At 66.5% G+C, this 17843-nt stretch carries 18 protein-coding genes; 14 read left to right on the plus strand and 4 right to left on the minus strand.

Annotation, left to right across the window (positions count from 1 at the left end):
• Positions 1-86: 86 nt before the first annotated feature.
• From phbB to J8I29_RS09500, 3 genes are all read left to right on the plus strand, one after another.
• A complete protein-coding gene (gene phbB, locus J8I29_RS09490; protein ID WP_105861003.1) occupies positions 87-812 on the plus strand; it encodes an acetoacetyl-CoA reductase in 726 nt (241 codons plus the stop codon).
• A gap of 157 nt (positions 813-969) precedes the next feature.
• On the plus strand, positions 970-1881 hold the full coding sequence (locus J8I29_RS09495; RefSeq protein WP_209431457.1) for a polyprenyl synthetase family protein: 912 nt from the start codon (positions 970-972) through the stop codon (positions 1879-1881).
• 34 nt (positions 1882-1915) lie between these two features.
• Positions 1916-2575, plus strand: a complete 660-nt coding sequence (locus tag J8I29_RS09500) for a DUF1345 domain-containing protein (RefSeq protein ID WP_209431458.1) — start codon at positions 1916-1918, stop codon at positions 2573-2575.
• 161 nt (positions 2576-2736) lie between these two features.
• Here the strand turns inward: J8I29_RS09500 and J8I29_RS09505 are convergent, their stop codons facing one another.
• The gene (locus J8I29_RS09505; protein WP_082979449.1) at positions 2737-3735 is read right to left on the minus strand and encodes a GlxA family transcriptional regulator; all 999 of its coding nucleotides are present in this window, start codon (positions 3733-3735) and stop codon (positions 2737-2739) included.
• A 451-nt stretch (positions 3736-4186) separates the two neighbouring features.
• Between J8I29_RS09505 and J8I29_RS09510 the strand changes: the two genes are divergently transcribed.
• From J8I29_RS09510 to soxG, 4 genes are all read left to right on the plus strand, one after another.
• A complete protein-coding gene (locus J8I29_RS09510; RefSeq protein WP_348535997.1) occupies positions 4187-5437 on the plus strand; it encodes a sarcosine oxidase subunit beta in 1251 nt (416 codons plus the stop codon).
• A 241-nt stretch (positions 5438-5678) separates the two neighbouring features.
• Positions 5679-6029 (plus strand): sarcosine oxidase subunit delta, encoded by a 351-nt coding sequence (locus J8I29_RS09515; RefSeq protein ID WP_105861007.1) that lies wholly within the window; start codon positions 5679-5681, stop codon positions 6027-6029.
• On the plus strand, positions 6026-9028 hold the full coding sequence (locus J8I29_RS09520) for a sarcosine oxidase subunit alpha family protein (protein ID WP_209431460.1): 3003 nt from the start codon (positions 6026-6028) through the stop codon (positions 9026-9028). Before J8I29_RS09515 ends, J8I29_RS09520 begins: the two co-directional genes overlap by 4 nt.
• Positions 9021-9584, plus strand: a complete 564-nt coding sequence (soxG, locus tag J8I29_RS09525) for a sarcosine oxidase subunit gamma family protein (RefSeq protein WP_105861009.1) — start codon at positions 9021-9023, stop codon at positions 9582-9584. The genes J8I29_RS09520 and soxG overlap by 8 nt, the downstream gene beginning before the upstream one ends.
• 52 nt (positions 9585-9636) lie before the next feature.
• Here the strand turns inward: soxG and J8I29_RS09530 are convergent, their stop codons facing one another.
• Positions 9637-10530, minus strand: coding sequence for a sugar-binding domain-containing protein (locus J8I29_RS09530; RefSeq protein WP_209431461.1), 894 nt, complete (start codon positions 10528-10530; stop codon positions 9637-9639).
• A gap of 208 nt (positions 10531-10738) precedes the next feature.
• On the opposite strand from J8I29_RS09530, the gene J8I29_RS09535 reads away from it, so the two are divergent.
• Genes J8I29_RS09535 through J8I29_RS30005 form a run of 3 tightly spaced genes read left to right on the plus strand, consistent with a single transcriptional unit; the run spans position 10739 to position 13090 of the window.
• A complete protein-coding gene (locus tag J8I29_RS09535) occupies positions 10739-11650 on the plus strand; it encodes a tagatose-bisphosphate aldolase (RefSeq protein ID WP_209431462.1) in 912 nt (303 codons plus the stop codon).
• Between the two features lie 10 nt (positions 11651-11660).
• Positions 11661-12560 (plus strand): ROK family protein, encoded by a 900-nt coding sequence (locus J8I29_RS30000; RefSeq protein WP_245196825.1) that lies wholly within the window; start codon positions 11661-11663, stop codon positions 12558-12560.
• Positions 12557-13090: an AAA family ATPase gene (locus J8I29_RS30005; RefSeq protein WP_245196826.1), complete on the plus strand. Its 534-nt coding sequence runs from the start codon at positions 12557-12559 to the stop codon at positions 13088-13090. Before J8I29_RS30000 ends, J8I29_RS30005 begins: the two co-directional genes overlap by 4 nt.
• 131 nt (positions 13091-13221) lie before the next feature.
• Here the strand turns inward: J8I29_RS30005 and argC are convergent, their stop codons facing one another.
• Positions 13222-14181: an N-acetyl-gamma-glutamyl-phosphate reductase gene (argC, locus tag J8I29_RS09545; protein WP_209431463.1), complete on the minus strand. Its 960-nt coding sequence runs from the start codon at positions 14179-14181 to the stop codon at positions 13222-13224.
• Between the two features lie 501 nt (positions 14182-14682).
• On the opposite strand from argC, the gene J8I29_RS09550 reads away from it, so the two are divergent.
• From J8I29_RS09550 to J8I29_RS09565, 4 genes are all read left to right on the plus strand, one after another.
• On the plus strand, positions 14683-14964 hold the full coding sequence (locus J8I29_RS09550; RefSeq protein ID WP_105861013.1) for a DUF2282 domain-containing protein: 282 nt from the start codon (positions 14683-14685) through the stop codon (positions 14962-14964).
• Between the two features lie 74 nt (positions 14965-15038).
• The gene (locus J8I29_RS09555) at positions 15039-15902 is read left to right on the plus strand and encodes a DUF692 domain-containing protein (RefSeq protein WP_209431464.1); all 864 of its coding nucleotides are present in this window, start codon (positions 15039-15041) and stop codon (positions 15900-15902) included.
• Positions 15902-16657, plus strand: a complete 756-nt coding sequence (locus J8I29_RS09560; protein WP_209431465.1) for a DNA-binding domain-containing protein — start codon at positions 15902-15904, stop codon at positions 16655-16657. The genes J8I29_RS09555 and J8I29_RS09560 overlap by 1 nt, the downstream gene beginning before the upstream one ends.
• Before the next feature lie 19 nt (positions 16658-16676).
• Entirely contained in the window at positions 16677-17171 is a 495-nt protein-coding gene (locus J8I29_RS09565) for a DoxX family protein (RefSeq protein ID WP_105861016.1), read from the plus strand.
• Between the two features lie 16 nt (positions 17172-17187).
• Here the strand turns inward: J8I29_RS09565 and J8I29_RS09570 are convergent, their stop codons facing one another.
• Positions 17188-17799, minus strand: coding sequence for a CGNR zinc finger domain-containing protein (locus J8I29_RS09570; protein ID WP_209431466.1), 612 nt, complete (start codon positions 17797-17799; stop codon positions 17188-17190).
• Between the last annotated feature and the right edge of the window lie 44 nt (positions 17800-17843).

Consider the following 17843-nt stretch of genomic DNA (forward strand, 5'->3'; position numbering starts at 1 on the left):
CGTCCGCGAAGCGTCACTGTGTGCCGCATCGCGCGCGGAATGACTAAATTTCCAAAAAGAACACCAATCGTTACCAAGGAGGCACCATGACCAGAGTTGCAATCGTCACCGGCGGAACGCGCGGCATCGGCGCTGCCATCTCCAAGGCGCTCAAGGCGGCCGGCCACACGGTTGCCGCCAGCTATGCCGGCAATGACGAAGCGGCGGCCAAGTTCAAGGCCGAAACCGGCATTGCAACCTACAAATGGGACGTCGGCGATTTCGATGCCTGTGCCGCCGGCGTGGCGCAGGTGGAAAAGGACCTCGGCCCGGTCGACATCCTGGTCAACAATGCCGGCATCACCCGTGACGGTTTCTTCCACAAGATGAGCAAGGACCAGTGGTCCGCCGTCATCCGCACCAATCTCGACAGCCTGTTCAATATGACCCGCCCGGTCATCGAGGGCATGCGCAATCGCGGTTTTGGCCGCGTGATCGTGATCTCCTCGATCAACGGCCAGAAGGGACAGGCGGGGCAGGTCAACTATTCCGCCGCCAAGGCCGGCGACATCGGCTTCGTCAAGGCATTGGCGCTGGAAGGGGCAGCCAAAGGCATCACCGCCAATGTGATCGCGCCCGGCTATATCGGCACCGAGATGGTGCAGGCGATCGATCCCAAAGTGCTGGAGACCCGCATTCTGCCGCTGATTCCGACGGGCCGGCTGGGCCAGCCGGACGAAATCGCCCGCGCGGTGGTATTTCTGGCCTCCGACGATTCCGGCTACATCACCGGTTCGACACTCAGCATCAATGGCGGGCAATATCTGGCCTGAGGCCGGGCGTGCACCGCCTGTCAGCGGAGGCGGCGACGATCGATGGAACGCGGCGACCCGTTTCGCGTTCCATCATCGCGGCCAGCCTGCGCTGTTTCCCGATACTCTTGCGTGATCCTTTCCCGGGTCGGGAGAGGAGAGTTTCCATGGGCGTTTCATGACCGTCGATTTCCATCACCGCCTCGCCTCCGTGGCCAGTGAGATCGAAGATGTGCTGGTGGCGATCTTCGATGTGGCCACCGATCCGCCGGTGCCGCCGCGGCTGCTGAGCGCCATGCGCTATGCCGCCCTTGGCGGGGGCAAGCGGCTTCGTCCCTTCCTGGTGGTCGAAACCGCCCGCCTGCTGGGCGGCGATCAGGCGACGGCCCTGCGGGCGGGCGCGGCGATCGAGCTCGTGCATGTCTACAGCCTCGCCCATGACGATCTGCCGGCGATGGACGACGACGAACTGCGCCGCGGCAAGCCGACGCTGCACCTGGCCTATGACGAGGCCACCGCCATCCTCGCGGGCGACGCATTGCAGACCCTGGCCTTCGAGACCCTGGCCGATGGCGCCACCAGCTTGGTTGCGGCCATGCGGGCCGAACTGGTGCGACTGCTGGCAAGAGCCGCCGGAGGGGCGGGCATGGCCGGCGGCCAGATGCTGGACCTCGAAGCGGAGGGCCGATTCGAGCAGACAGCCGAGCTTTCAGCCCCTGCCGTCGCCAAGCTGCAGGCGATGAAAACGGGTGCGATCCTCTCGTGCGCGGTGGAAATGGGAGCGGTGATCGGGCGCGCCGACGCGCCGGTCTACCAAACCCTGCTCTCCTATGGCCGCGCACTGGGCGCCGCCTTCCAGATCGCCGACGACATTCTCGACATCGAGGCTTCCAGCGCCGAGCTCGGCAAGGCCACCGGCAAGGATGCCGGGCGCGGCAAGGCGACCTTGGTCGGCCTGTGGGGCGTCGAGAAGGCGCGGGCCGAGCTCGAGCGTCTTACCGGCGATGCCCTCGCCGCGCTTGCCGGATTTGGCGCGGAGGCGGATATTCTGCGCGCCGCCGCCCGCTTCACGGCGGACAGGCGCAAATGAGCTTCCAACCGAGGCTGCGAGTGGAACCTCTGGAGTGAGGCATTTTCTGCGTCCGCTGACCACCAGGCCGGTCCTGCTCTGGAGCCTGGTCGCCGGCATGGCTCTCGGTCTTGTCGTGCCGGGCCTGCCCTGGCTCGAACGCCTGCTGGCCGGTTGGTGCCTGGCCACGGTCCTTTTCGTGGTGATCGTCAGCTACAGGCTGTCGCGCCTGCCGCCGGAACGGTTCAGCCACAAGGCTGATTCCCTCGATGAAGGGGCCGTCACCATCCTGATCCTGTCGATGCTGGCCGCGGCGGCGAGCTTTGCCGGTGTGATCTTCGAGCTTCAGGCCACCAAGAGCCAGGTGGGCGGTAACGTCCTGTCGCTGCCGCTGATGGTGACCACGATCGTCTGTTCCTGGTTCTTCATCCACACCATCTTCGCCATCCATTACGCCCATATCTACTACAATGACGGCGGACGCCCGGGTAAGCCGAGCCTGGATTTCGGCGGCGATCCCGAGCCGCCGGATTATTGGGACTTCGTCTATTTCTCCGTGGCGATCGGCGCTTCCTCGGCGACATCAGACACCAATCTGCGCTCGCGGCCGATGCGCCGCATCGTCGCCGCGCATGCGGTGTTCTCGTTCTTCTTCAACGCCACCATCCTGGCCCTGGCGATCAATATCGCCGCCGGATTGCTGGGTGGGAATTGATCGGCTCGACCATTGTCGCCGCCGGGGCACGACGAAGAACCGCCGTCCCCTTTGCGGGGCCGCCGCGACCGGCAGCGTGACGCTGCATCGATCGCCGGCCTCCCTGCCGCCGGCTCATCGAATTCCTCGACCATGGCGGTGGCCGAGAATGCCTCCATAGGTCAGGCGATCGCCGTCGCCACGTTGCGTTCGACCCGCATGCCCTTGCGCTCCTCGGAGGGGGTGCGGTCGAAATGTTCCGAATAGCATTTGGAGAAATGCGAGGCGGAGACGAAGCCGCAGGCCAGGCCCACCGACAGGATGGGCATCGAGGTCTGGCGCAGCAGCTGGCGGGCTCGGTTGAGGCGCATTTCGAGGTAATAGCGGGTCGGCGTGGTGTCGAGATAGCGCTGGAACAGCCGCTCGAGCTGGCGGGGCGACAGGCGCACCGTGCGGGCGAGCTGGGCGCAGGAAACCGGGCGCTCCAGGCGCTTGTCCATCTCGCCGATCACGGCGAGCAGCTTGGGATGGGAGACGCCCAGGCGCGCGCGCAGTTCCATGCGCTGGCGCTCATGCGAATCGCGCATGCGATGATGGATGAGCTCGTCGGTGACCAGGGCGGCGATGACCGCGCCCTTCTTGGCGGTGATCAGCGCCAGCATCATGTCGATCGAAGCGGTGCCGCCGGCGCAGGTGAAGCGGTTGCGGTCGATCTCGAACAGTTCCTGCGTGGCGTCGATCTCGGGGAATTCCTCGCGGAAACTGTCGTAATTTTCCCAGTGGATGGCGCAGCGATGACCGTCGAGCAGGCCGGCCCGGGCCAGGATGTAGGTGCCCGTGCACACGGCGCCGATCGAGACGCCGTAGAAGGCGAGCTTGCGCAGCTTGGCGATCAGAGGACCATGGTCATATTTCTGCACGTCCATGCCGGAACACACGATGATCTCCGGCATCGGCCCGACATCGCCATAGGAGCCGTCGACCGCCAAAGCCACGCCGTTCGAGGCCTCGATCGGCTGGCCGTCCGGGGAGTAGAGCCGCCAGGCGAAGGCCTTCGCGCCCGTGACGTAATTCGTCAGGCGCAAAACCTCGACGGCCGCCGCGAAGGCGATCATCGAGAAATTCGGAGTGAGCAGAAAGCCGACGGTATGCGTGGCGCCGATATCCGGCCGGATATTCATACGCAGTTCTCCCTGGGACCTCCGCCGGCTTGGCCGGCGGTACGAAGCGTGACGGAGGCGGGAAAGCGCACTGGATGGAGCGCTCGCCCTCATGATGGCATCGGGCGTCTACGCGCCCATTCTGGTCAAAACGTCGGTTGCGGGGCGGCTTTTACCGCGTTCTCCGAAACGACGAACCGAGACGATATTGCGACATTTTTTGAAGAATTCTGATGTGGGCCCGACCATATGTCGCCTTTAATGTCGTAAATTGACAAATGTGAGGCATTGGCATGCGACCTAATGGTCAAATACTATCCCAAATGCGTCCTGTTCGGGCTCGGGCGAATGGGGGCGTTTTGCGCAATTTCTTCCAATGCGACAAAAGGCGCGTCGCTTCCGTGCTAGACTGCCCCTGGGCGGAATGATGATAGTCGCGCCATTCAAGACTCCATCCAACGGGCGGCAACACGTGCGGTTTTCTGTCTTTTCCCTGGCGCGCAACGCGCTGCGTGGTCATCAGGACTGGCCCGAGCAATGGCGCTCGCCCGAACCGAAGGCCAGCTACGACGCCATCATCATCGGTGCCGGCGGCCATGGCCTCGCCACCGCCTATTACATGGCCGCCGAGCATGGCATGACCAATATCGCCGTGCTCGAAAAGGGCTGGCTGGGCGGCGGCAATACCGGCCGCAACACCACCATCATCCGCTCCAACTATCTGTGGGAGGAGAGCGGCAAGCTCTACGACCACGCGATGAAGCTGTGGCAGAACCTGTCCCAGGTGCTGAATTACAACGTGATGTATTCGGCCCGCGGCGTGATGATGCTGGCGCACAACGTGCATGATATCCAGGTCTTCAAGCGCCATATCCATGCCAATCGCCTGGCGGGTATCGACAATGAATGGCTGACGCCCGAAGAGGCGAAGGAATTCTGCCCGATCCTCAACATCTCCAAGGATATCCGCTACCCGATCATGGGCGCCGCCCTGCAGCGGCGCGGCGGCGTCGCCCGTCACGACGCGGTGGCCTGGGGCTATGCCCGCGCCGCCGACGCGCTGGGCGTCGACATCATCCAGAACTGTGAGGTCACCGGTATCCTGCGCGATGCCTCCGGCGCCGTTTCCGGGGTGGAGACCTCCCGGGGTACGATCCGTACCAAGAAGCTCGGCGTGGTCGCCGCCGGCCACACCTCGGTTGTGATGGAAATGGCCGGCGTGCGCATGCCGCTGGAAAGCTACCCCCTGCAGGCGCTGGTGTCGGAGCCGCTCAAGCCGATCATGCCCTGCGTGGTGATGTCGAACACCGTGCATGCCTATATGTCGCAATCGGACAAGGGCGACCTCGTCATCGGCGCCGGCACCGACCAGTATGTCTCCTATTCGCAGACGGGCGGCCTGCACATCGCGGCCCACACGCTGGACGCGATCTGCGAACTCTTCCCGGTGGTGCGCCGCACCCGCATGATGCGCAACTGGGGCGGCATCGTCGACGTCACGCCCGACCGCTCGCCCATCCTGTCCAAGACCCCGGTGCCAGGCCTGTTCGTCAATTGCGGCTGGGGCACGGGCGGCTTCAAGGCGACGCCGGGCTCGGGCCATGTCTTCGCCCATACGGTGGCGACGGGCGAGCCCCATCCGATCGCCGCTCCCTTCACCCTCGATCGCTTCCGCACCGGACGCCTGATCGACGAAGCGGCGGCCGCCGCCGTCGCGCACTGAGGGAGGGAGCGTTGGGTAGGACGTGCATGGTTTCTACCCTCCCCTCGATGGGGAGGGTCGACGCGCAGCGTCGGGGTGGGGTGGCTTGGTGCCGTGCCTTCCCGATGAAATACCGAGTAATTGCCTTGGCAGGTGGGTCCCACCCCACCCCGGCCCTTCGGGCCGACCCTCCCCATCGAGGGGAGGGTAAGGCGCCGCGCTTTTCATTTTCCCGCATCACATCGCTGTTCTAGGGACCGCCATGCTGCTCATTCGCTGCCCTTATTGCGAACAGGATCGCCCGGAACTGGAGTTCCGCAACATGGGCGAGGCCCATATCGCCCGCCCTGCCTTTGCCGACAATCCGACGGACGAGGTCTGGGAAGGCTTCCTCTACACCCGCTCCAATCCCAAGGGGCTGATCGCCGAGCGCTGGCGCCATGTGCATGGTTGCGCGCGCTTCTTCAACGCCGTGCGCCATACCGTGACCGACAAGTTCGTGAAGACCTACAAGCAGGGCGAGCCCAAGCCGGATCTCGCGGCGCTCGCCGCCGAGCTTGCCGCCGCCACGCCCGCCAATCGTGAAGCCAGGAACTCGGAGGCGCGCTCGTGACCGCCTCTCTCCGCACGGCGGCCGGCGGCCGCATCGACCGCGCCAAGCCGATCAATTTCACATTCGACGGCATCGCCTATCAGGGCGTGCGCGGCGATACGCTCGCCTCGGCCCTGCTCGCCAATGGCGTACACCTGATCGGGCGCTCGTTCAAATATCACCGGCCGCGCGGCATCATGTCGGCAGGCTCGGAAGAGGCGAATGCGATGGTCACGGTGATCCGGGACGCCGGACGCACCACGCCCAATCTGCGCGCCACGCAGGTCGAGCTCTATGAGGGCCTCGTCGCCATCAGCCAGAATCGTTGGCCTTCGCTGAAATTCGATGCCGGTGCCGTCAACGACGCGATGTCGCCCTTCTTCGCCTCGGGCTTCTACTACAAGACCTTCATGTGGCCGCAGAGCTTCTGGAAAACGGTCTATGAGCCGAAGATCCGCGCCGCGGCCGGCTTCGGCGAGGCGCCCAAGGTGGCCGACCCCGACCGCTACCTCAACCGCTATGCCCATTGCGACGTGCTGGTGGTGGGCTCGGGCCCGGCAGGCCTGGCGGCCACCATCGCGGCGGCCGAGACCGGCGCCTCGGTGATCCTGGTCGACGAGCAGGCCGAGCTCGGCGGCTCCCTGCTGGCTGAGACCACGGCGACCATCGAAGGCCGGGCCGCACGCGACTGGGCCACCGACATCATCATGTCGCTGGCTCTCAACGATCGCGTCCGGCTGATGCCGCGCACCACCGCCTTCGGCTGGTATTCCGACAATTTCGTCGCCTTGGCCGAAAGGCTGACCGATCATGTCGCCCAGCCGGAAGCCCGCATGCCGCGCGAGCGGCTCTGGCAGGTGCGCGCCAAGCAGGTCGTCATCGCCGCCGGCGCGATCGAGCGTCCCCTGGTGTTCCCGGAGAATGACCGCCCGGGCATCATGCTGGCGGATGCCGCCCGCACCTATGTCAACCGTTACGGTGTCAAGCCGGGCAATCGGGCAGTGGTGTTCACCGCCTGCGACAGCGCCTATCAGGCCGCACTCGACCTCAAGGCCGCCGGCATCGATATCGCCGTGATCGCCGACATCAGGCCCGATGGCGGCGCGCTTACCGCCGCTGCCCGGGAGGCCGGCATCCGCGTCAGCCTCGGCGCGACGCTGATGGGCACCAGCGGGCGGCTGCGCGTCAATGCCGTCAGGCTCGGCCGTGTCGGAACCGACGGTACCGTGAGGGACCGGGAGACGGTCTCCTGCGACCTCGTGCTGATGTCGGGCGGCTGGACGCCGACGGTCCATCTGTTTTCGCAGTCGCGCGGCAAGCTGCGCTATGACGAAGCCAAGCAGATCTTCGTGCCGGGCTTCGCCCGGGACGAGGAACGTTCGGCCGGTGCCTGCCGCGGCGTGTTCGACTTCGGCGCTGTGATCAATGACGGCTTTGCCGCCGGCCATGACGCCGGGCGCGACGCCGGCTTCGACAAGGGCGCGCTCAAGACCTTCGACGTCGCTGGCGAGACCTCTCAGGAAGGGTTCTACACCGGCGCCCTGCCGCATGACCGCAATGCCAACAGGGTCAAGGCCTTCGTCGATTTCCAGCACGACGTCACCGCCAAGGACATCAAGCTGGCGACGCGCGAGGGTTTCCGCTCGATCGAGCACGTCAAGCGCTACACCACCACCGGCATGGCGACCGACCAGGGCAAGACCTCCAATATCAACGCGCTGGCCATCGCCGCCAAGGCGATCGACAAGAAGGTGCCGCAGGTCGGCCTGACCACCTTCCGCCCGCCCTATACGCCGACCACGTTCGGCCTGTTCGCCGGCACGGCGCGCGGCGACCTGTTCGATCCCGTCCGCAAGACCGCGATGCACGAGGCCGAGGTCGAGATGGGCGCGGTGTTCGAGGATGTCGGCTTGTGGAAGCGCGCCTGGTACTATCCGCGCACCGGCGAGAGCATGCACGATGCAGTCAACCGCGAATGCAAGACGGTGCGCGAAAAGGTCGGCATGTTCGACGCCTCCACCCTCGGCAAGATCGAGGTGGTCGGCCCGGATGCGGCGGAGTTCATGCACCGCATCTATGTCAACCCGTTCATGAAGCTGGAGCCGGGCCGCCTGCGCTACGGCATCATGACCCGCGACGACGGCTTCGTTTATGACGACGGCGTGGTCGGCCGCATGGCGCCCGATCGCTTCCATGTCACCACCACCACGGGCGGAGCGCCGCGTGTGCTCTCGCACATGGAGGACTATCTCCAGACCGAGTGGTCCGACCTCAAGGTCTGGTTCACCTCCACCACCGAGCAGTGGGCGGTGATCGCCGTGCAGGGCCCGCATGCCCGCGATGTGCTGGCGCCGCTGGTCGAGGGCATCGACATCTCCAGGGAGGGCATGCCGCACATGTCGGTGAAGGAAGGCCGCATCTGCGGTGTACCCACCCGGCTGTTCCGCATGAGCTTCACCGGCGAGGCCGGCTTCGAGGTGAACGTGCCGGCGGCGTATGGCCGCGCCGTCTGGCAGGCCATCCATGCCGAGGTCGTCAAATATGACGGCTGCGCCTACGGCACCGAGGCGATGCACGTGCTGCGTGCCGAGAAGGGCTACATCATCGTCGGCCAGGACACCGACGGCACGCTGACGCCGGACGAGGCGGGCGTCGGCTGGGCCGTGGGCAAGGCCAAGGCCGATTTCGTCGGCAAGCGCGGCCTGATGCGGCCGGACCTGCAGGATCCCAACCGCAAGCAGTTCGTCGGCCTCCTCACCGTCGATCCCGGCGTGGTGCTGGAAGAGGGCGCGCAGATCACCGAGGTGGCGCAACCCGCCATCGGCGAGCATGCCCTCGGCCATGTCACCTCGGCCTATTGGAGCGCCAATCTCGGCCGTTCCATCGCCTTGTGCAATCTCGAGCGCGGCCGCTCGCGCTATGGCGAGACGGTCTATGTGCCGATGCCCGGCGGTTCGATCGCCGCGAAGGTGGTCGATCCTATCTTCATCGACAAGGAAGGAGCGCGGCTCAATGGCTGATATCGCAACCCGCCGCGATCCGCTCGACGGCATCGCGCCGATCACCGCCCGCAGCCGCCTCACCATCGAGGCGGCGCCGCGTGGCGCCCGCCTGGTGCTGCGCGGCCCAGACAGCGCCGCTGTCGCGGCCGGCCAGGCCTTCGGGCTGGCGTTGCCAACCGCGATCAACACCGCCGCCACCGATGGCGTCCGCACCGCCTTCAAGCTCGGCCCGGACGAATGGCTGCTGCTCGCGCCGGAAAATACCGAAGCCGAGGCCTATGCCGCCATCGAGGCCGCCGTGCAGGAGCCGCATTCGCTGGTGGATGTGAGCCATCGCAATGTTGGCATCCTGGTCTCCGGCTCGCTGGCCGCCGACGTGCTCAATGCCGGCGTCATGCTGGATCTCGACCCCAAGGTCTTTCCCGTCGGCACCGCCACGCGCACGCTGTTCGCCAAGGCGGAAATCGTGCTGTGGCGCAAGGGCGCGAGTGACTTCCACGTCGAGGTCTGGCGCTCCTTCACCGATTATCTGCACGGCCAGCTCGAACAGGCCGCGCGGGAATATGTGAAGTAGCGGGCAGCGGGTCTTCAGACCCGCCTCCGGGATGCCGCGACCAGCCCGCGCTCTATTTTCGCAGCAAGGCGAGCATGGTTTCGGCCGTGGCGGTATCGGTCACCACCGCATTGATCAGCCTTGCCCGCACAGCGCCGATGATCGACTTCGCCTTGGCGGGGGAAACGGCCACGCCGATGACGAGGGGAACAGCCCGCAACTGCTCGGGCGACACCGCGATCAGCCGCTCATCCCCGTCCCAGGGCACGAGATAGCCGTCTTCGTCGAAATAATGCCGGATCACGTCGCCCGCCGCGTGTACCAGGGCGCGTTCGCTCGAGGTGGCGGCGCCGGCATGCACGGGATCGACCCCATGCGGCAGGCCGACCCCCACCAGGGCGGCATCGATGCGGTCCCATAGGGCGATCTGATCGCGAATGGTGGGATCATTGACGAAGGCGTCGCGATATTCCTGCGACGGCAGATAGGGCGCGTGGATGAATTGGGGCGTGCCGCCGAGCTGTTCGGCCGCCAGCCTTACGAATTCGCTGATCTGGAAATGGGGCGCCGGCTGCTGCATGCCGCCGGTTGCGGGCACCGTGATCACGCCCGGTATGCTGGGCAGCCCGGCGCGGATCACCTCGCGGATGGCGCGGCCCCAGCCGATGGCGAGCACCGAGCCGTCCTTCAGCCCCGCCTCCTTCAAGAGCGTGCCGACGGGCTGGGCCAGGGCCGCCAGCAGCCCGACCTCGGTCGTCTCCACCAGGGCCGCCTTGCGCAGGCCGAGGGTCTCGACGAGCTTGCGGGTCAGATCCTCGGGAGCTGTGAAATCGCGGATCTCGATGCGGACGATGCCTTCCTCCCGCGCCCGGCGCAGCAGCCGCGAGATGGTGGCCGTCGACAGGCCGAGGCGCCGGGCGATCTCGACCTGGGAGAGGTCGGATTCGTAATGAAGGCGCGCCACCATATGCAGCGTCTTGCGGGTGGCCGTGGCGTCACTGGGCGAGGTGTCCGGCAGTTTGCAATTCCTTTCAGAAATATGTTACATACATGACGACGCAGTGGGAAGAGCATCGCTGGCCGGTCCCACGCCCGCCATGGCAAGATCGCTACCCGCTCGACAGGAAACAAGCAACGGCCGCGATCGAGGCAGCCGCGCAAGGGGAGAGAGCGCCATGGCGGCGATGACGACGGCGGAATATCGCGGCTACCGGCAGATCTGCGGCGGCAATGGCGCCATGACGGTGATCGCCTGCGACCAGCGCGGCGGCATGCGCACCATCCTGGCGAGCGATCCGGCCGAACAGGCGGCGATCAGCGATGCCATGCTGGGCGAGACCAAGGCCGACATCGTGCGCCACCTCGCCAACGAGGCGTCCTGCGTGCTGCTCGATCCGCTCTGCGCGGTGCCCAAAGTGGTGGATGATGGCGTGCTGGCGCGGGACGTCGCGCTGCTGATCGGGCTCGACGCCTCCGGCTTCGACCGCTCGCCCGAGGGCTATCGCCTTTCGCGCCTGGTGCCCGGCGTCGATGCGCGCCGCGTGCGGGAACTCGGCGGCACCGGCGGCAAGATCATGGTCTATCTCAGGGCGGACAGGCCCGAGGCCAACACGCACAACATCGAGATCCTGCGCCGCTGCATCGAGGATTTCGCCCGCGAGGATCTGCTGCTGGTGGTGGAGTTCCTCACCTATGACTTGCAGGGCGAAAGCCGCGAGGACTATGCGGCCAAGGTCCCGGAGCTGGTGGTGGAGGGCACGCGCATCTGCCTCGATCTCGGCGCGAAGGTGCTGAAGCTGCCGTTTCCCGGCCATGCCGAGGCCTGCGCGGCGGTTTCCCGCCTTGCCGGCAACGTGCCCTGGGCCGTGCTGTCGGCCGGCGTCGACCACGCCACCTTCCTCGGCCAGGTCGAGACTGCCATGCGCAATGGTGCATCCGGCGTGATCGCCGGCCGGGCGCTGTGGAAGGATTGCATCTCGCTCGACCGGGCGGCGCAGGCCGACAGGCTGCGCAACATCGCCGTGCCGCGCCTGCGCGAGATCCAGGCGGTGATCGAACGACATTTCGCCAAGGCGCAGGCCGCCTGAGAAACCGGCCATGCCAGCAGAGCCAGAGGCAATCGGCATCGACATCGGCGGCACCAATCTCCGGGCCGCGCGTGTGGCGGCCGGAGGCGAGATCCTGCAATGGTTCGCCGAGCGTAGCGTGGCGGAGCCCGTTGCCCTCGTCGACAGGCTGGTCGAGATGATCGGCCGTCTCGACAATCCTCATGTGGACAGCGTCGGCATCGGCGTTCCCGGCCGGGTCGATGCCCTGCGCGGCGAGGTGCTTTCCGGCGGCTATGTCGATTTGTCGAGCTTGCCGCTGGCGTCCACGCTGGCGCAGCGTACCGGCAAGCGGATCTTCATCGACAATGATTGCAACATGGCGCTGGTCGGCGAGATGGCGGCAGGCGCGGCGCGGGGAACCGCCAATGTGGCGATGCTGACGATCGGAACAGGTATCGGCGGCGCCGTGGCGCTGGATGGTAGGGTGCTGCGTGGCCAGCGCAGCGCCGGCCAGTTCGGCCATGTCACCGTCGATGTCGGCGGCCTGCCCTGTGCCTGCGGCCGACGCGGCTGCGTGGAGACTACCAGTTCCGGCACGGCGCTGGGGCGGCATATCCGCGAAGCCGGCCTGCCCGCAGACATGACGGCCGGGCAGCTGCTCGGCTTGCGCCTCGAAGGGGACAGGCGGGCCGAGGCCGTGATCAGAGCCTGGGCCGAGCCGCTGCGGGCCGCCATCGACAGCCTGGTGGCGGCTTTCGACCCGGCACTGGTTCTGCTCGGTGGCGGGCTCGGCAAGGCGGCCGCACTCGCCCTGCAGTCCGCGCCCGCCTTGTCGGCCTGGTATCAATGCCCGGTCGCCGCCGCGACTCTGGGCGACGATGCCGGCGTGATCGGGTCCGCCCTGGCCGGCAGGCGGGAGGCCGATCCCGAGAAGAAGGCCGTGCCATGAAGAAGGCGGTGCTGGTCAACGGCGTTCCCGCCAGCGGCAAGAGTTCCGTCGCCCGCTTCGTCGCCGATGTGCGCGGCTGGGCCATTCTCGGCCTCGACACGGTGAAGGAGCCGTTCTTCGACCATCTCGGCGTGGGCGATCGCGACTATAACCGTAAACTCGGCCGGGCGAGCTCGCAGGCGATCTGGTCGATCGTCGCCGCCGCGCCGGATGGCATGACCTTCGTGGTGGACGCCTGGTTCGGCTTCCAGCCCCGCGACGTCCTGGAAGATCATCTTGCCCGGGCCGGAATCGGCCTCACGGCGGAGATCTGGTGCCATGCCCCGCCGGACATTCTGGTGGAGCGCTATCGCGCGCGCCTGTCGTCCCGCCATCCCGGCCATCCCGGCCAGGCTTTTTTGTCCGAGCTGCCGTTGCTGGCGCAGCGTGCCGAGCCGCTCAGGCGCGGCCCCCTGTTCGATATCGATACCAGCACCGGTTTCGATGAGGCGGCGCTGCTGGCCTGGCTGGACCAGGTCTTGGCGGGGTGAGGGGAATCTCACGTTATCCCGGCAACACGAAGCGCGACAAACCTTCCCCACTTCGTGGAGAAGGCATGGTACGCCCCATTCTGTCAGGGCGCTCTAGCCGGGAACGGAAAAGAGGGCGGCCGATGCCGCTCTCAGACGCCCAGCATCAGCTGGATGTTCTGCACCGCCGCCCCGGAAGCGCCCTTGCCGAGATTGTCGAGCCTCGCCACCAGCACGGCTTGGCGATGGGCCTCGTGCGGAAAGATGCGAAGCTCGAGCCGGTCGGTGTCGTTGAGTGCTTCCGCCTCGATCTTGGCTGCGCCGTCCAGCGGCTCGACGCTCACCAGCCTGGCGCCGGCATAATAGGCGGCGAGGATGGCGTGGAGGTCCGCTGCCTTCGGCTTGCCCGGCAGCGTGTCCAGATGCAGCGGCACCGAGACCAGCATGCCCTGGCGGAAATTGCCGACGGAAGGCACGAAGATCGGCCGGCGGGTCAGCCCGGTATAGGCCTGCAATTCCGGCACGTGCTTGTGCTCCAGCGTCAGGCCGTAGAGCTCGAAGGAAGGCGCGGTGCCGGCCTCATAGGCCTCGATCATCGATTTGCCGCCGCCGGAATAGCCGCTCACCGCATTGACGGTGACGGGATAATCCGGCGGGATCGCGCCGGCATCGACCAGAGGGCGGATGAGGGCGATCGCCCCGGTGGGATAGCAGCCGGGATTGGCGACATGGCTCGCCTTGGCAATGGCCTCGGCCTGGCCCGGCGCCAATTCGGCAAAGCCGTAGACCCAGCCCGGGGCGACGCGATGGGCGGTCGAGGCGTCCAGCACTTTCGGCTTCTTGCCGTCGAGCTCGCTGATCAGCGCCACGGTTTCCTTGGCAGCGGCGTCGGGCAGGCAGAGCACCACGAGGTCGACCTCGGCCAGCAGCGCCTTCTTCGCCGCGACGTCCTTGCGCAATTCGGGCGCGATGCTGCGCAGGGCAACGCCCGCTACCGACGCCAATCGCTCGCGGATGCCGAGACCCGTGGTGCCGGCTTCGCCGTCGATGAAGACGGTGCGGACGGCGCCGGCCTGGTGCGGCTTTTCGGCGAGGTCGGAGAGGGCGGCCATGTCTGATCCTCCTTGAGGAGAGGCGGGCTGTCGGGAACGCTGGCTATATCGGAGCAAGAGCCGTCACTGTCAATGCCGGAGCGTATTGCGGCTACGCGGGGACGGCCCGCTCTTGGAGGCGCTCTTGGAGGCATCTTGCTTCCTCAAAGGAAAATACGGGCGAGACGCCCATAGGCGTCGACTTTGCGGAGTTTGGCGCTCTTTGGGTGGGTCGATCTTCAGATCGACCATCCCCAAAGCCCCGGGGTCGGCGCCGATGGGGCGGGACGTCCATGCACCGGAAAGCGCGTCGCCAGCATTTCCTTCAAATCCGACGGGTAACAACTTACGCCGCAGCGACGAATATCGTTACAGCGGCTGGAATCACATGTTTTAGCGCAAAAAGTGTGGTTTTCGGCACGCTCACTTGATTTGGCTCCGATACCGGGGCCGGTCATAGTCAAGGCCATGCGGAGCGGCAACAAGCCGTTTCCGCCTTCCAGCCAACAGAAGGAAACTCCCATGTCCATGTTCACCAAGGCCAGCACCGCCTTCGCTCTCGCCGGTGCCGTCGCCAGCGCCGCCGCTCTGCTGTCGGCTCCCGCCAAGGCCGACGACTCCAAGGAAAAATGCTACGGCGTCGCCCTCAAGGGGCAGAATGATTGCGCCGCCGGTGCGCATTCCTGCGCCGGCACCTCGACGATCGACTATGACGGCCAGTCCTTCAAGCTGGTGCCGAAGGGAAGCTGCGTCACCATGAAGACGCCGAAGGGCATGGGCTCGCTGACGCCGGTCAAGAGCTGATAGCGCCTAGCGCCAGGGGAGCCGCCGACTCGTCGCGGCGGTTCCCGCCTTCCCTCGGTTTCTCGGAGAGCGCCATGAACAATCCCGCCCGCACGAGACTGCCACTGCGCGCCGGCGCCGGGCTCAAGCCGGAGCATGTCGAGACCATTCTCGCCACCCGGCCCGAAATCGGCTTCTTCGAGGTCCATGCCGAGAATTACATGGGAGCCGGCGGCCCGCCGCATGCACAGCTTCGGGCCATCTGTGAAAGCTACGCGCTGTCGCTGCACGGCGTCGGTCTGTCCATCGGCGCGGCGCGGCCCCTCGACAAGGACCATCTCGCCCGGCTGAAGGCGCTCGAACAGCGCTACAGCCCGGCGAGTTTTTCCGAGCATCTGGCCTGGTCGAGCCATGAGGAGGTCTTCCTCAACGATCTCCTGCCCGTGCCCTATACGCCCGAGACCTTGCAGCGGGTCTGCGCGCATGTCGACGAGGTGCAGGAAGCGCTAGGACGGCGCATGCTGCTTGAGAATCCCTCGACCTATCTCCTGTTCGAGGAGAGCACCATCGAGGAGACCGATTTTCTGCGCGAGATCGCCCGGCGGACCGGCTGCGGCCTCTTGCTCGACATCAACAATGTCTTCGTCTCCGCCACCAATCACGCGACCTCGGCGGAAGCCTATCTCGATCGCTTCCCGCTCGACCTGGTGGGCGAGATCCATCTCGCAGGCCATGCCGAGACGGTTGACGACGCGGGCGCGCCGCTGCTGATCGACGCCCATGACCGGCCGGTCGCCGATCCGGTCTGGGCGCTGTATGAACGCGTGATCGCGCTGACCGGGCGGCTGCCGACCCTGATCGAATGGGACAATGACGTGCCGGACTGGCCGGTGCTGGCCCGCGAGGCGGCGCTCGCCGAGGCGGCGATGTCGCGCGTCATCAGGGCGAGGGCCGCCTGATGCTCGCCGACACCCAATCCTCGTTTCGCCTGGCCGTGCTCGATCCCGCAGCCGCGCTGCCCGCGGGGCTTGCCGCTCATAACGGCGTGGCGCCGCACCGGCGCTTCGCGGTCTATCGCGACAATGTCGCGCTCGGCCTCGCCGCGGCGCTGGAGAGCCGCTTTCCCGCTTCGATCGCCATCGTTGGTGCCGATTTCTTCCGCGCCCTGGCCATCGGCTTTGCGCGCCAGCATCCGCCGCGCTCACCGCTCCTTCTCGATTATGGCGATGACCTGCCGGCCTTCACCGAAACCTTCGAGCCGGCGCGGGAGGTTCCCTATCTGCCCGATGTGATGCGCCTGGAAATCGCCCGTGCCCAGGCCTATCACGCCGCCGATGCCGAGCCGGCCCCGCCATCGGCGCTCACCGCCCTCGATCCCGCGCGGTTGCACGAGGTGCGGGTCGAGACCCATCCGGCCATGCGGCTCCTTCGTTCGGCCTTTCCGGTGGCGACGATCTGGCAGATGAATGCCGGCGGCGAGGCGCGGGAGATCACGGATTGGTCCGGCGAAGACGTGCTGGTGACCCGTCCCCACCTCGATGTGGAGGTACAGATCCTGCCGCCGGGCGGCCACGCCTTCCTGGCCACCCTGTTGGCCGGACAACCTCTGGAGGCGGCTGCGGAGGCCGCTTTTGCCGAAACCCCTGATTTCAACCTAGCCGCCGCCATTGCGGGGCTGGTTGCGGCCGGCATCGCCTGCCGCTTCCAGATCTGAACAGCCGGAGAGTGTTGCCATGACCCGCACGACATTCGCATCCCCCGATCCGGCCTCGGCAGGGCTGGTGGATCGCCTCATCGGTCTCTTCGCCCTTATCCCGCATTGGCTGATCGCCTTGATCGCCCGCATCGCCTTGTTCCGGGTGTTCTGGTGGTCGGCCCGCACCAAGGTGGCCGACGGCACGCTGTTCTCCCTGTCGGACAGCGCCGTCTATCTCTTCCAAGAGGAATACAAGCTGCCGCTGCTGCCGCCGGAGCTCGCCGCCCATCTGGCCCTGCTGGGCGAAAGCGTGTTCTCTATCCTGGTCCTCGTCGGGCTCGCGACGCGGCTCGGCGGGCTCGGCCTGTTCGGCATGGCGCTGGTGATCCAGCTCTTCGTCTATCCCGACCATTATAACGAGCATCTGCCCTGGATGGTCTGTGCCCTCTATCTCGCCAAGTTCGGCGGCGGCTTCTTCTCGCTCGATGCCCTGATCGCCCGCTGGACCGGCCGGAAGGTCTCGTTCGCCTGAGGCGATATCGCGTGGCCTACGCGCCGATGTCGCCTTGCCTGATCTTGGCGTAATGCCGGCGGGCCTTGGCGCGATTGCCGCAGGTGGCCATGTCGCACCAGCGACGGGTGCCATTCTTGCTCTCGTCGAGGAAGAGGAACCGGCATTCGGGGTTGGCGCAACGCCGGATGCGGTGTCGGTCGGCGGCGGGAATGAGATCGCCGGCCGACCACAGGACCGATCCGAGAAGATAGGCGAGAGAGGGCTCGAACGGGCCGATCTCCCAGGCATAGCCCCCATGTGAGCGTACCAGCCGGCCGCGCGCCGGCGCCAGAGCGATCTTCTCCGCCACCAGGTTGAAATCCTGTTCGGCCACCGCCTGCTTCTCCGCTACCGCACAGAGGCTGCGATAGAGCACCTCCCGCAGCCCGATGGCTTCGTCGAAGAGCCGGTCCGCCGCCACGGGATGCTTCGTCGACCAGCGTGTCGCCTGTTCGGCCAATCGGGGCATCTCGCCGCCCTGCCGCGCCGTCCAGGCCAGCAGGTCCGCCATGCCGTTCAGGCGCTCGATGGGCCTCTCCCGGCCTCGCCAGGAGCGGGTATTGGCATAGTCGATGCAGAGATCGGCGCGCACCGGCGAAATCAGCATGGTCGCTCCCCTCCCCGCTCGTACCCGCCCGGCGCTGGCCGCCG

The sequence above is a fragment of the Labrys sp. LIt4 genome, assembly GCF_017813775.1.
Classification (GTDB): Bacteria; Pseudomonadota; Alphaproteobacteria; order Rhizobiales; family Labraceae; genus Labrys; species Labrys okinawensis_A.